General features: G+C 29.3%; 12 protein-coding genes. 2 read left to right on the top strand and 10 right to left on the bottom strand.

Annotated features, from left to right (window positions below):
• Positions 1 to 110: 110 nt before the first annotated feature.
• Entirely contained in the window at positions 111 to 569 is a 459-nt protein-coding gene (locus AC2TEO_RS04425) for an Lrp/AsnC family transcriptional regulator (RefSeq protein ID WP_442266949.1), read from the bottom strand.
• Between the two features lie 30 nt (positions 570 to 599).
• Positions 600 to 2,030 carry a 2-oxoadipate dioxygenase/decarboxylase HglS gene (gene hglS / locus AC2TEO_RS04420; protein ID WP_442266948.1) on the bottom strand — a complete coding sequence of 477 codons (1,431 nt, stop codon included), beginning with the start codon at positions 2,028 to 2,030 and terminating at the stop codon, positions 600 to 602.
• A 269-nt stretch (positions 2,031 to 2,299) separates the two neighbouring features.
• Here hglS and AC2TEO_RS04415 point away from each other — a divergent pair, with 269 nt between their 5' ends.
• Together AC2TEO_RS04415 and AC2TEO_RS04410 are read left to right on the top strand one after the other, a co-directional pair.
• Positions 2,300 to 2,458, top strand: coding sequence for a YqaE/Pmp3 family membrane protein (locus tag AC2TEO_RS04415; protein ID WP_442266947.1), 159 nt, complete (start codon positions 2,300 to 2,302; stop codon positions 2,456 to 2,458).
• 116 nt (positions 2,459 to 2,574) lie between these two features.
• Positions 2,575 to 5,079, top strand: a complete 2,505-nt coding sequence (locus AC2TEO_RS04410) for a M14 family metallopeptidase (RefSeq protein ID WP_442266946.1) — start codon at positions 2,575 to 2,577, stop codon at positions 5,077 to 5,079.
• Between the two features lie 33 nt (positions 5,080 to 5,112).
• On the opposite strand, the gene AC2TEO_RS04405 is transcribed toward AC2TEO_RS04410, so the two are convergent.
• The 8 genes from AC2TEO_RS04405 to AC2TEO_RS04370 form a co-directional block, all read right to left on the bottom strand.
• Positions 5,113 to 5,457 (bottom strand): tRNA-binding protein, encoded by a 345-nt coding sequence (locus AC2TEO_RS04405; protein ID WP_442266945.1) that lies wholly within the window; start codon positions 5,455 to 5,457, stop codon positions 5,113 to 5,115.
• Positions 5,458 to 5,463: 6 nt separating this feature from the next.
• Positions 5,464 to 5,931 (bottom strand): Mpo1 family 2-hydroxy fatty acid dioxygenase, encoded by a 468-nt coding sequence (locus AC2TEO_RS04400; RefSeq protein WP_442266944.1) that lies wholly within the window; start codon positions 5,929 to 5,931, stop codon positions 5,464 to 5,466.
• Positions 5,932 to 6,000: 69 nt separating this feature from the next.
• Positions 6,001 to 7,086, bottom strand: a complete 1,086-nt coding sequence (locus AC2TEO_RS04395; protein WP_442266943.1) for an energy transducer TonB — start codon at positions 7,084 to 7,086, stop codon at positions 6,001 to 6,003.
• 165 nt (positions 7,087 to 7,251) lie between these two features.
• Positions 7,252 to 7,929: an energy transducer TonB gene (locus tag AC2TEO_RS04390; protein WP_442266942.1), complete on the bottom strand. Its 678-nt coding sequence runs from the start codon at positions 7,927 to 7,929 to the stop codon at positions 7,252 to 7,254.
• Positions 7,930 to 8,210: 281 nt separating this feature from the next.
• Positions 8,211 to 9,140: a peptidylprolyl isomerase gene (locus AC2TEO_RS04385; protein ID WP_442266941.1), complete on the bottom strand. Its 930-nt coding sequence runs from the start codon at positions 9,138 to 9,140 to the stop codon at positions 8,211 to 8,213.
• 9 nt (positions 9,141 to 9,149) lie between these two features.
• Positions 9,150 to 10,703 (bottom strand): hypothetical protein, encoded by a 1,554-nt coding sequence (locus AC2TEO_RS04380; RefSeq protein ID WP_442266940.1) that lies wholly within the window; start codon positions 10,701 to 10,703, stop codon positions 9,150 to 9,152.
• Between the two features lie 11 nt (positions 10,704 to 10,714).
• Positions 10,715 to 12,304 carry a peptide chain release factor 3 gene (locus tag AC2TEO_RS04375; protein WP_442266939.1) on the bottom strand — a complete coding sequence of 530 codons (1,590 nt, stop codon included), beginning with the start codon at positions 12,302 to 12,304 and terminating at the stop codon, positions 10,715 to 10,717.
• Positions 12,305 to 12,384: 80 nt separating this feature from the next.
• Complete coding sequence (locus AC2TEO_RS04370; RefSeq protein WP_442266938.1) at positions 12,385 to 13,053, bottom strand: peptidylprolyl isomerase; 669 nt, start codon at positions 13,051 to 13,053, stop codon at positions 12,385 to 12,387.
• Positions 13,054 to 13,165 lie beyond the last annotated feature (112 nt).

Raw genomic sequence — 13,165 nt, 5'->3', positions numbered from 1 at the left:
AAAACCTCTAATTTACTACAATCTTATGATTCAAAACATCAATTTTTCTTTAAAAACTATTTTGCTGAGAATATGGCAAAAAAAGTGTTGTTATTTCACAAAAAAGACAATTATTGAATTACAGAATTTCTTTTGAAACAAGTATCAAAACATATGAAAGAATCTGTACCGGCAACACCATTAATTAAATGCACTTTGTCGTATAAAACTTTTTGTAAATGTTCGTTATCACGAGTGTAGGTAAGAATAAAAATAGCGTAACTACCAGAAACAAAATTACATTCAACAATTTCATCTATTTTTTCAAGCTCTCGCATTACTTCTTTTGCAAATCTAGCTTCTCTTAAACGAATACCAGTATACGATTTTGTTTTATAACCTAGTTTTTTCTCATCAAGAACAAACTCAGCATTTTTAATCACTCCTTCAGCAGTTAATTTTTTAATGCGTTGATGAATTAAAGAATTAGAAACATTTAATTCTTCAGCGATTTGTGAAAATGCTTTTCTAGCATCTTCTCTAAGTTTTGATAAAATTTGTCGATCTATATAGTCAAATTGATTTTTCAAAAGAATGATTTTGTAAAATTAAATATAAAACTATGCATTTAATTCAACTAAACATTTCAGGATAGTTTCATCTTGCATATCTTCATACCATTTCATTAATTCATATACTGGAGCTCCTAAATCTTTTTCAAATAATAATTGATTAGAAGTTCCTTCATAATTACGTTTGGCATCTTCTGTTCCTAAGTTTGAAGCAAAAATTCCTGCTGCACTTACAGGCAAGAAATCCTCGTAAACCATAGGTTCTATTTTTAAATAACCGTCTTCTAATAGCTGAAAAAGATCTTCCTTAGTAAATAAACGATCTTTAGAAATATTTTTAGCTTTTTCAGTAGTAAAATAATGGAAATAAGCTAATTTCTCTGAATGTAATTCAGCATAATTATCTGGAAAAACTGTAAAGTTTTCTTGTAATAATTTGTTGTACTCAGCTGCATTTTCGGCATTTGGAGAACCTCCAATTGCTTTACGTGTTTTACCAAGTAAATCATTATATAAGTCAAGTCCTTTTTGAGTCAAAGCGGCTCCACGTTGTTCAATTTCCCCAAAACGAGCTTTATGTTCACCCATTTTCCCATTTTCTGCATCATTTTTAAAAGTAACCTTTTCAGTCAGTGCCTTAAAACTTGTTTGACGTAGTAAAATAGGGCATTTTCTAGTTGGTGGTCCTTCGATATTATCTTTTGGTGGAATATTACGAGCTTCCATACTTGCTTGTACTTTATCTATATCTAAACTTCTTGGGGTTAGGTGATTGATGTGTGGGCCTTTAAATGCAACTACATCAGCAATTAAACGATGTTGCCCAAGTAACGCTTCATACATTTCATAATCTACAGTTGCTGTATCATGCCATCTAAATGTTTCTAATGCTTCTTGAACAAATATTTCAGCATCTTCTTTGTTTAATCCTCCTTCTTTTTCAGATTTATCGATTAACTCCAAGGCTTTGTCTGTAAATATTTGTCGATCTTCTAAAATATTTTCAACACGTTCACGTAAATCATTATCATCAATTAAATCTAAACGTAATAAAGAAGTAAAAACTCTAAATGGAGCTTGATTAAGAGCTGTATTTTCAATAGCTCTAAACGCTGTAGAATGTACAGGTACGCCAGCAGTTGCTAAATCATAGTATCCAACCGGAAACATTCCCATAACTTTAAATAAACGTCTCATTGTAAATAACTCATAAGGTTTACCTAAACGAATTGCTCCATGTCGTTCCATGTTTAATCGAGTTATTTCTCCTGTATTAGCTAACTGTTCTTTAATTTCTTTTGATTCTTTAAGAACAGAATCGTTAATATCATGTACTAAATTTAGTAATTCACCGTAAAGAGGTACTTCGTTTTTATACATGTCAGACATGATTGAAGCAAAACGATTACGAATATATTCTGGTGTTACAAATGAATTTGTAATGTCATTTGAACTTTCTACTATATTTTTTGAAGACATTTTTTGTTAAATTTTAATACAAAATAAATGAATTTAATTTTTATTTTATCTATTAAAAGTAAAATTTGCATTTAAAAAGGTTTTTTTGAGTTTATATGATTTTATAGTGGTTGTTTCTAAAATAGAAAAAACATTTTTAATTAAAAAAGAGGTTGTAAAAAATCAATTTGATTTTTTATAATAATTTGTATGCTATGGAGAATAGTAATCATCTAGTGTAACAAAATGAATTTTTAGACGTCTTTTAAATAAAAAAGGCAATTTTATATATGAATATATTAAGAGTTTTACTAGCTATTATCTTTCCTCCACTTTCTATAATCGATAAGGGTTGTGGTTCTTTTATTATTATTTTTCTATTAACACTTTGCGGATGGATTCCAGGAGTAATCGGTGCTTTAGTGATTTTAAATAATCCTAACAGTTAACTTTTATTTATTTTAGTTAAATATTAATTTTTTCTTAAAATTTAGTTTCATTTAGGTATTCTACTAAAGTTCAAACTATTGGTTATATCTTTGTTATATACACCGAATACTTCAAAATGAAAAAAAAAATTACACTATTACTGTTTTCAGTAATCTTGTCTTCTTTTGCACAAAGCAAATTAGATTTATCTTATTATTTACCAAAAAATGTAACTTATAATAAAAATATTCCTACTCCCAAATCAGTAATTGGTCATGAAGTAGGAGAGTGGCACATTACTCATGATAAGTTGATTTATTATATGAAAACTTTAGCTAAAGTTTCAGATCGAATTGTTATTGAAGAAAGAGGAAAGACTTATGAAGATAGGCCTTTAATTTTGTTAAAGATTACTTCAGCCAAAAATCATAATAGATTAGAACATATAAGAAAGAAACATATTGAATTAACAGATAATAGTACCGTTGATGTTTCAAATTTACCTGTTGTAGTTTATCAAGGTTTTTCTATTCATGGAAATGAAGCAAGTGGTTCAAATGCTGCATTAATTGCGGCCTATTATTTAGCGGCAGCTCAAGGAAACCAGATAGATGATTTATTAAAAAATACAGTGATTTTATTTGATCCTTCTTTAAACCCAGACGGTTTACAACGTTTTTCGTATTGGGCAAACAGTAATAAGTCTAAAAATATTAATGCAGATCCAAATGATAGGGAGTATACTGAGGTTTGGCCAAGAGGAAGAACAAATCATTATTGGTTTGATATGAATAGAGATTGGTTACCTGTACAATTGCCGGAAAGTAAAGTTCGTATTAAAACTTTTCATGAATGGTTACCAAATGTACTTACTGATCATCATGAAATGGGAAGTAATTCTACATTTTTCTTTCAACCAGGTATACAAAGTAGAACGCATCCTTTAACTCCAAAGTTAAATCAAGAATTAACTAAAGAAATAGCTAAATATCACGCTAAAGCTTTAGATAAAATGGGTTCGTTATATTATTCAGAAGAAAATTTCGATGATTTTTATTATGGAAAAGGTTCTACTTTTCCTGATATAAATGGCGGAATAGGAATTTTATTTGAACAAGGAAGTTCTAGGGGGCATGCACAAGAAACAGACAATGGAATTTTAACGTTTCCATTTACTATTCGTAATCAGTTTACAGCAACGCTTTCTACTTTAGAAGCAGCAAACAAAATGCGTGTTAAATTATTAAATTATCAACAAAATTTTTACAAGAATTCAAAATCGTTTGAAAAAGATAAAGCTATTATTTTTGGTGATGAAAAAGATGCAGCTAAGGCTTATAAGTTAGCAGAAGTGTTACACAGGCATAAGGTTAAAGTACACAAATTAAAGAATGATTTTAAAGAAGGAAATATAAGATTTAAGAAAAACTCTAGTTATGCAGTACCTTTAAATCAGAAAAATGTACGATTAATAAATGCAATGTTCGATGTAAGAAAGAGTTTTCAAGATAGTTTATTTTACGATGTTTCTGCATGGACATTCAATCATGCTTTTGGTGTAGATTTCTTAAAAGATGTTTCTTTATCTAAAGTAGGTGATGAAATTAAGAAGCCAGTATTACAAGAAGGAAATATTGATTTTAAAAGTGAAGTAGGTTATTTAATGCCTTGGAATGAATATTATGCACCTAAAGTATTAAATAGTATATTAAATAAAGGCTTACGTGCAAAAGTTGCTATGAAAACTTTTATAAATGGTAAGAATACTTATGATTATGGAACTATTTTTATACCTGTTCAAAATCAAGAACTTAACAGTAAAGAACTTTTTGAATTTTTATCTGAAAGAGCTAAAGATAGCCATTTAAATATTTTTGGTGTTAATACAGGACTTAATGATGGTATTGATTTGGGTAGTAATAATTTCAGAAACATTAAGAAACAGAAAGTCGCTGTTTTAGTAGGAAATGGAATATCGCCAAGCGATGCAGGAGAGATCTGGCATTTATTCGATCAAAGATTTGATATGCGTATTACAAAGCTTGATGTTTCTAATTTCAAGAGAACTGATCTTTCAAAATATTCAACGATCATAATACCAAATGTATCTTCATTGGATAATATTGTTGATAGCAAGTTAAAAGAGTGGACAATAAATGGAGGTATTCTTATTGGTTATAAAAATGCATCTCGTTGGTTATCTAATAAGAAGTTTATTAAGTTAGAGTTTAGTAGTAAAAAACCTCTAATAGCTAAAAAAATTAAATTCGAAGATAGAAGGTTGTTTTCAGGAGCTCAAGTAATTGGAGGAGCAATATTTAAAGCAAGTTTAGACAGATCACATCCTGTAAATTTTGGATATAAAAATAATTCAATTGCATTATTTAGAAATAGTACTTTATTTATAAAAGCTGATAAAAATAGTTTTAATAATCCTATTCGTTACACTAATGAACCATTATTGAGTGGATATATTTCTAAAGCTAATTTAGAGCAATTAAAAGAAACAGTACCTTTCAAAGCTAGCCAATTAGGTAGAGGAAAAGTTTTAGTTTTTACAGATAATACTAACTTTAGAGCATTTTGGTTCGGAACAAATAAGTTATTGATGAATGCAGTTTTCTTTGGAGACAAAATGTAAATGAATAATATCAGAAATGGAATTCAAGTAATTTTAAGAAACTTGAGTTCCATTTTTTATATTTTGTTTAGAATTAGATAATAAGACTACTTTATTATTATCATTATATACACCCAATACTAAGCATTCACTCATAAAATTTGCTATTTGCTTAGGTTTAAAATTAATAATACAGTTTACCTTCTTATTAATTAAATCTTCTTTACTATATAAACTTGTAATTTGTGCACTAGTTTTTTTAATACCTATAGTATTACCAAAATCTATTGTTAATTGATAAGCTGGTTTTCTTGCTTTAGGAAAGTCATTAACACTTATAATAGTACCAACTCTAATATCTATTTTTAAAAAATCATCAAAATTAATAGTAGTATCCATTACCAGTTATTTTTTAGATGATAATTTCTCTATGACCCATAATGGACCAATTAATAAGAATTGTAAATCTTTAATAAATGAAGGTTTTTTTCCTTCAACTTTATGTCCATAAAATTGACCAATCCAAGCAATAACAAAAGTAATTATTGAAATTATTAATAAGTTTGAATGATTATTTATCCAATTGTTACCAGCAATAGCAAGAAGCATAAAAATTAACATTTTTATAAAGTACCAAAAACCTAATCTTAAATAGAAGAATACTGATAAGAAAATACCAATTATAAAAGCCCAATTTTCAATAAGTGGATTATAAAGATTTAAAGTGTTTTTAAGAATAGTTTTAGGTATAGTCATTAATAACCCCATAACACTAAAAAAAATTGCAGGTACGCATATATAATGAATTAACTGGTTAGTTTTATTTTGGTGACTTATAGCATATTCTTCAAACCATTGTTGAGCTGTTTTCATAATTTTTTAAATTAAAAAAAGGTCAGAATTAATTCTGACCTTTAAAATATATAAATCTCTTTTAGTATATTACTTGTTAAGTGCAAAGTTAATAGGGAAGCTGTATCTAACTTTTACCCTAACACCTTTTCTAATAGCAGGCTTTAACTTTGGCATTCTATTTAATATCGAAACTAAAGCATCTTCTAAAACTTTACCTCCTTCAGGTCCTTTAGCTCTTATGTTTACAACATCTCCATTTGTATCTACAATAAATGATGCAGTAACTTTACCTTGAATATTTTTTCTCTTAGCTTCTTCAGGATATGCAAAGTTTTCATTAATGAATTTTGAAAACTGAACATTAAAACAACTTTGAGAATCTTTAGAATTACAATCACTAAATAAAGGAACTGAATCTACACTTTTAAACCCGAAGATATCTTTAGTGTTTTCTGGAATCTTTTTTACTCTTTTAACGTTAGAAGGTCTTTTTCCTGGGATTCTAAAATTAATTGGAACACCATATTTAACTTTAACGCTTTTTCCATTATGCTTACCTGGTTTAAATTTAGGTAACCTCTTGATGATACGAATAGCTTCTTTTTCTAATAATTCACCTTGGTAAGGTCCTCTTACGTTTAAATCAGCAACATCACCATTTTTATCAATAACAAATTGTACTAATACTCTACCTTGAATAGACTCTTCATAGGCTTTTCCAGGATATGAAAAATGTCTTTTGATATGATCGTCTATATTTTTCTTAAAACATTTTTCTTGTTTAAAAATTGCAACTTTTTCACAATCTTCAAATAAAGGAATTTCTTCAACAAGGTTGAAAGGAACTTTCTCTACAACATCTTCACTACTTAAATCTAAATTACCTACTAAAGAAGCTTTTTTCTTTAATTCAGCTAATTTGTTAGAAGTAGCACTAGAAGTATTTACACCTGTAACAGCATCTCTTTTACGAATAACTCTTCGTCTAGATGTTACTTCAACAGATATTTTTTTTGTTTTTCCATCTTTGCTGTCTACTGAACATTTTGTAATACTGTTTAAGTCTAAAGCAGGATCACCTGCAGGAGTATCACATGTTTCATCTTTTGATTGAGAAAATGCAAATTGCTGAAATAGGAAGATAGCAGCAATTGCGAAAACTTTTTTAAACATACTTTCTTAGGGATTAGAGATTATCTATGCGGCTAAGATATGAATTTATGTCGATTAAAAAAAATTTATACGATTTTTTTAATCTGTTGCAAATTAACGCTATACATAAATTAGCTACGCAAATATTCTATCCCAAAAAATATGCCAAGAATTTTAATGTCTATTTTAATTACTGAAATTTATGGGTAAACTATACTTAACATTAACAGGTAAACCATTGTGTTTTCCTGGAGAAAACTTTGGTAATTTACTTACCACTCTTTCAATTTCTAATTCAAGTTGTTTATTGTTTTTTTTAGATTTAATAAGAAGATTGTTTACATTTCCTTTTATATCAATAGTAAATTGTAAAAATACACGTCCGTTAATTCCTTCATCTGAAGCTCTTTCTGGATCGAAATATTTTGCGAAATGTTTTGAGAATTGTTCGTTAAAACAATCACTTTTATTATCAATATTACTACATTTTGGAAATAATGGAACTTCGTCAACTATAGAAAATAAAATTTCTTGTGTAACTACTTTTTTGGTTATAAGTTTGTTACGGACTTCAATTTTATTATGGTTGTTAATTTCTTTTTTTAGTTTATTGGTTGCATTTCCTAATGAATTTACCTTGTCTCTTTTTCTAATTACTCTTTTTCTTGTTTTATTAGAGGAAATATTTAAAGTGACTTTTCTTTTATTGTCTGATTCTTTTTTAATAGTGCATTTTGATATACTATTAAGATCATTAATAAGGGATTCATTTGGGGTATCACAAGTATTTTTTGATTGAGATTTTAAAGAGATTGAAAATAATATAAAAATCACTACAAGGACTGGGGGGAAAGTATGTTTCATGCTTTTGAGGGGAATTTTATTGTTAAATTTACTATATCATCATTTACAAAGTTCGGTTTTAAGTTATTTTATTATGTTAAGTATCTTTTATAGAAAAGTTAAATCAGATAAAAAAGATAGTTATTAATTATTATTTTTTTTATAATAAATTTACAATCAGTTAATATCTGTATCAGTAAATCTCTAATTAATTCAAAATTAAATAATTAAAAAAGCTAATTCATTAACATTTGTTAATAAATTAGCTTTTTATTTGATTGGTTTACTGTTTATTAACAGTTTTATTTTACATTCATTAATTCCACATCGAAAATTAAAGTAGCATCAGGAGGAATTACACCACCAGCTCCACTTGATCCATAAGCTAAGTTTGAAGGAATAACTAAGCGTGCTTTATCTCCAACTTGTAATAATTGGATTCCTTCATCCCATCCAGGAATTACTTGACCAACTCCAATAGCAAAATCAATTGGTTGTTTACGCTTGTATGAAGAATCAAAAACAGTTCCGTCTAATAATTGTCCTTTATAGTGTACAGAAACCATTGCTCCTTTAGTTGCTTTTTTTCCTTCACCTTTTTGAATGATTTTATAACGTAATCCGCTTGGAGTTTCATCATAACCAGCAGCAACTTGATCTAAAAGTTCTTTTTGCTTTGCTTTTTCAGCTGCTTCTCTTTTTTCACGTTCTCCTTCAAAAGATCTGAAAGCTTCAACTGCATTCCAAGCTTCAGCAGTTTCACCAACTCTTAAAATTTCAACATTCATATCGTCACCTTGCTCAACAGCATCAACAACATTTTGTCCTTCAATTACACTACCAAAAACAGTATGCTTTCCGTCTAACCATGGTGTAGCAACATGAGTAATAAAGAATTGAGAGCCGTTAGTTCCTGGTCCTGCATTTGCCATAGAAAGTTTTCCAGGAGCATCGTGCTTTAATTCTGGGTGAATTTCATCGTCAAATTTATAACCTGGATTTCCAGTACCTGTTCCTTGTGGACAACCACCTTGAATCATAAAGTCAGCAATAACTCTATGAAACTTTAATCCATTATAATAAGGCTCACCTTGAGGACGAGCTGCATTTTCTAAATTTCCTTCAGCTAAAGCAACAAAGTTACCAACTGTTCCAGGAGTTTTTTCGTATTCTAAATTCACTAAAATGTCTCCTTTTGGAGTAGTGAACTTTGCGTATATTCCGTTATTCATTATAAATTATTATTTGTCAGTGTTATTTTTAAGTGAGGCAAAGTTATAACTTATACCTATATTAAAGTTGTTTGAATTTACATTTCCGAAAGGCGAATATAATTTTCCACCAGAAACATGTAAAGCTATATTGTTAGTTGCGAAATAATTGAATCCTACAGTTGGTCTTACTACAATTCCTTCATCAGTATCTACACCGGCACCACCTGCAGCACCTCCAACTAAATTTACAAAAGCATTTACTTTATGATTTAAAAATGTATTTGTTTTTACACCAAAACCAGCTAATCCATGTGCATAACCACCAGATCTTCCTCCGTAAGCAAAACCAGCTTCACCAATTAAGTATACATTATTAAAGATATCGTAAGTAAAGTTTAAAGCCAATAATTGCAAATCGGTTACTAATACATTATTAGGATCATCTGTTTTTTGGACTTTAAAATACGTTTGATTTTGTATAGATGCTGAAATTCCTTGAGTTTTAAAGTTTGTATTTGTTGTGCTTTCTGAAGTTTCAGTTCCGCTACTTAAGTTCATATATTTTAATCCGAAACCTAAAGTGTAGGCTTCAAAATTACCATCTAAAGCTTTGTAATATCCACCATGTCCGCTTAATGCTAGATTATCTGAAATTTTTAAATCTAACCCAGCAGAAGGATAAACAGTTAGTCCGCCTTCAGGAGCAATTCTTCCTCCAGCTGCACCAACAGCTAGTTTTCCAAAAACATTGATATACTTTGATTGATACGGATGATAACCAGCACCAACAAATAAATCCATAAAACCAGCTCTTAATCCTTTATATATAGCATCGGTATGCGCGAATAAAAATGTGTTATTGTTAATATACTTCTGATATTCGAAACCTAATACATATAAGGTATTATCTAAAGGATTTCCATTATCTTTTTTAGATGCTCCGAAAGGGAAAAAGAAATCGAAACGAACTTGCTGTGTATTTTTAACAACAGGTCTTTTCCAATAAGAATCATTTCCTAAAGTATTAGTAAATTGTTGATTTGCATTTTCATAATCTGTATATCTGAAAATACTTGGAATTTCAACAAAGAAAGAAACAGAGTTATCTTTTATACTTCCTGTATAAAAATTTAAATGACTGAATTGTACTCCAAAACCATAGTTTTTCTTTTTGTATTGTAAACCAATATTCGGATTGATAAATGCTCCATCATTTACTAAAACTCTATAACCACCACCGCCACCGAAGTGGAAGTTAGCATCAAAATAAAGATTGTCAATTATTTTTTTATTGATACCTAGTTCTGCACCTAAAGTGAATAATCCACCTTGATCTCCAGTTACAGCAAAATGAAAACCAACTCCACCGTATAACCAGTCGTTAAAAGGTATTTGATAATGTAGTCCGACCAACCCCATTTTAGATTCTGTAAATCTAGGATTGTCTGGCATTGAAACTGGAATAAAATTTAAACGAACTCTGTTGTTTAATTCTTTTCCTTTTAATTCAGAAATATCTTTTTGACTACATACAGTTGTGGTAACAAAAAGAAGAAAAATGAACTGAATCGTTTTTTTCATAAATCAAAAAATTAATTGAATTCACTTGTAAAATGTAATTTCACTGTTGGAAATTTACTTTGAGTCATTTGAATAGTAAATGGAGAATCTGCTAAGAAAACTAATTGTCCTTGTTTGTCTTTAGCTAAATAACGTTGCTTTACACGTTTGAATTCTTTGAATTCTTCGTTCTTTTCATCTTCTGGTTCTACCCAACAAGCCTTGTGTACAGCAATATTTTCGTAAGTACATTTAGCATTGTATTCATGTTCTAAACGATATTGAATTACTTCATACTGAAGTGCACCAACAGTACCAATAATTTTTCGTCCGTTCATATCTAAAGTAAATAACTGGGCAACTCCTTCATCCATTAATTGGTCTAAACCTTTATATAATTGTTTCGCTTTTAATGGATCTGCATTGTTTACATAACGGAAATGTTCTGGAGAGAAACTTGGGATTCCTTTGAAGTTTAATTTTTCTCCTTCAGTTAATGTATCCCCAATTTTAAAGTTACCAGTATCGTGAAGTCCAACAATATCACCAGCAAAAGATTCTTCAACAATTTCTTTCTTTTCAGCAAAGAAAGCATTCGGACTAGAAAACTTTACCTTTTTATTATTACGAACGTGTAAATATGGAGTATTTCTTTTGAATGTTCCTGAAACGATTTTAACGAAAGCCAAACGGTCTCTGTGTTTAGGGTCCATATTCGCGTGAATTTTGAAAACAAATCCTGTTAATTTATTTTCTTTAGAATCGACTAAACGAGTGTCCGACATTTTAGGTTGAGGATTTGGAGCAATTTCAATAAAACAATCTAATAGTTCTTTAACTCCAAAATTATTTAAAGCAGAACCAAAGAATACAGGTTGTAGTTGTCCGTTATCATAAGCTTGTTTATCAAAGTCGGGGTATACTTCGTAAACCAATTCTAATTCTTCGCGAAGTGTTTCAGCAGCAGCTTCTCCAACAAGTTCGTCCAACTCAGGATTATTTACATCGTCAAACTCAACACCTTCAGAAATAGTTTGTTTATTATCACCAGAGAAAATATTAATTTTCTTTTCCCAGATGTTATATATTCCTTTAAAATCGTATCCCATTCCGATAGGGAAACTTAAAGGTGTAACTTTTAGTCCTAATTTTTGTTCAACTTCGTCTAAAAGATCAAATGCATCTTTACCTTCACGATCTAACTTATTGATAAAAACAATCATTGGAATATTACGCATCCTACAAACTTGAACTAGTTTTTCAGTTTGTTCCTCGACACCTTTTGCTACATCAATAACAACAATTACACTATCAACAGCAGTTAACGTTCTAAATGTATCTTCAGCAAAATCCTTGTGACCAGGAGTATCAAGAATATTAATTTTCTTTTCTTTATAATTGAAAGCAAGAACAGAGGTTGCAACAGAAATACCACGCTGACGTTCTATTTCCATGAAATCGGAAGTAGCCCCTTTTTTAATTTTATTACTTTTTACCGCTCCTGCCTCTTGAATGGCTCCACCAAAAAGTAATAGTTTTTCTGTTAATGTTGTTTTACCCGCATCTGGGTGAGATATAATTCCGAATGTTCTTCTTTTTTGTATTTCTTCTAAAAAACTCATCTGCAAAAATTGAAGTGGCAAAGTTAGTTTTTTAAAAGAGGATTAACAATTAGAATTTTAATTGAAAAAATACTATTTAATTACTTAATAATTTCAACAGTCATTGGAATATCTACGAGTGGCCAATCGTCGCTACCAACTCTAACCTGTGCGATTTTTTCAATAGTAGAGAACCCAGAAATCACTTCGCCAAATACAGTATGATTACCATCTAGGTGTTTTGCTCCAGCTTTACTTTGTACAATATAAAAGTTAAATGGACTTGATAATTTTTTAGGATTATTTTCTGCATCTTTTGCTGCAGCCAGCGAACCATAGCGATGTCTTCTTCTTTTTCTGATCTCTGGTTTTAATCGATAATGTTGATATTTTTTTCTAAATCTAGCAGTCGATTGTAAATCTGAATCACCACCTTGTACTACAAAGTCTTTTGTAACTCGATAAAAATAAGCAGTATTAAAATATTTAATTTTAGTTAAAAAGATAAAATTTGCTCTATGTATCGGGGTGTCATTATATAATTTCAATTTAATATTTCCAAAGCTAGTTTTTATAATAACTTTTGTCTCTTTATTCAGTTCTCCGTATTTCTTAAAAAACTCTTGAGCATTTTTTTTAGTTAAAGTATCCCAACTAGGTTCTATTTCCTTTTTATTTACTGGTTTCTTTTTTTTATCTTCTCTTTTTACAATGATAGGCTCAGCTTTTGGTTGTATTGTTTCTTTTTTAGTTTGTGTACAATTACACATGGAAAAGCAGATAAAGAATAAGATAAAAAACCTTAAAAAAATCATGATTTTTATTTTAATGAAAGTGTAAATATAGTTGATGTTTACATAAGAATGATTTATATCAATACTT

It is taken from the genome of Tenacibaculum aquaeponti, assembly GCF_057221555.1.
Note: the sequence above shows the minus strand (reverse complement) of the source record. Positions and strands in the feature narration are given on the sequence as shown.

Excerpts from the sequence above, each read along its gene's own strand:
- AC2TEO_RS04415 (WP_442266947.1), top strand. The coding sequence starts at position 2,300 with ATGAATATATTAAGAGTTTTACTAGCTATTATCTTTCCTCCACTTTCT.
- AC2TEO_RS04375 (WP_442266939.1), bottom strand. The coding sequence starts at position 12,304 with ATGAGTTTTTTAGAAGAAATACAAAAAAGAAGAACATTCGGAATTATA.
- AC2TEO_RS04370 (WP_442266938.1), bottom strand. The coding sequence starts at position 13,053 with ATGTGTAATTGTACACAAACTAAAAAAGAAACAATACAACCAAAAGCT.
- hglS (WP_442266948.1), bottom strand. The coding sequence starts at position 2,030 with ATGTCTTCAAAAAATATAGTAGAAAGTTCAAATGACATTACAAATTCA.
- AC2TEO_RS04405 (WP_442266945.1), bottom strand. The coding sequence starts at position 5,457 with ATGGATACTACTATTAATTTTGATGATTTTTTAAAAATAGATATTAGA.
- AC2TEO_RS04400 (WP_442266944.1), bottom strand. The coding sequence starts at position 5,931 with ATGAAAACAGCTCAACAATGGTTTGAAGAATATGCTATAAGTCACCAA.
- AC2TEO_RS04390 (WP_442266942.1), bottom strand. The coding sequence starts at position 7,929 with ATGAAACATACTTTCCCCCCAGTCCTTGTAGTGATTTTTATATTATTT.
- AC2TEO_RS04385 (WP_442266941.1), bottom strand. The coding sequence starts at position 9,140 with ATGAATAACGGAATATACGCAAAGTTCACTACTCCAAAAGGAGACATT.
- AC2TEO_RS04410 (WP_442266946.1), top strand. The coding sequence starts at position 2,575 with ATGAAAAAAAAAATTACACTATTACTGTTTTCAGTAATCTTGTCTTCT.
- AC2TEO_RS04395 (WP_442266943.1), bottom strand. The coding sequence starts at position 7,086 with ATGTTTAAAAAAGTTTTCGCAATTGCTGCTATCTTCCTATTTCAGCAA.
- AC2TEO_RS04380 (WP_442266940.1), bottom strand. The coding sequence starts at position 10,703 with ATGAAAAAAACGATTCAGTTCATTTTTCTTCTTTTTGTTACCACAACT.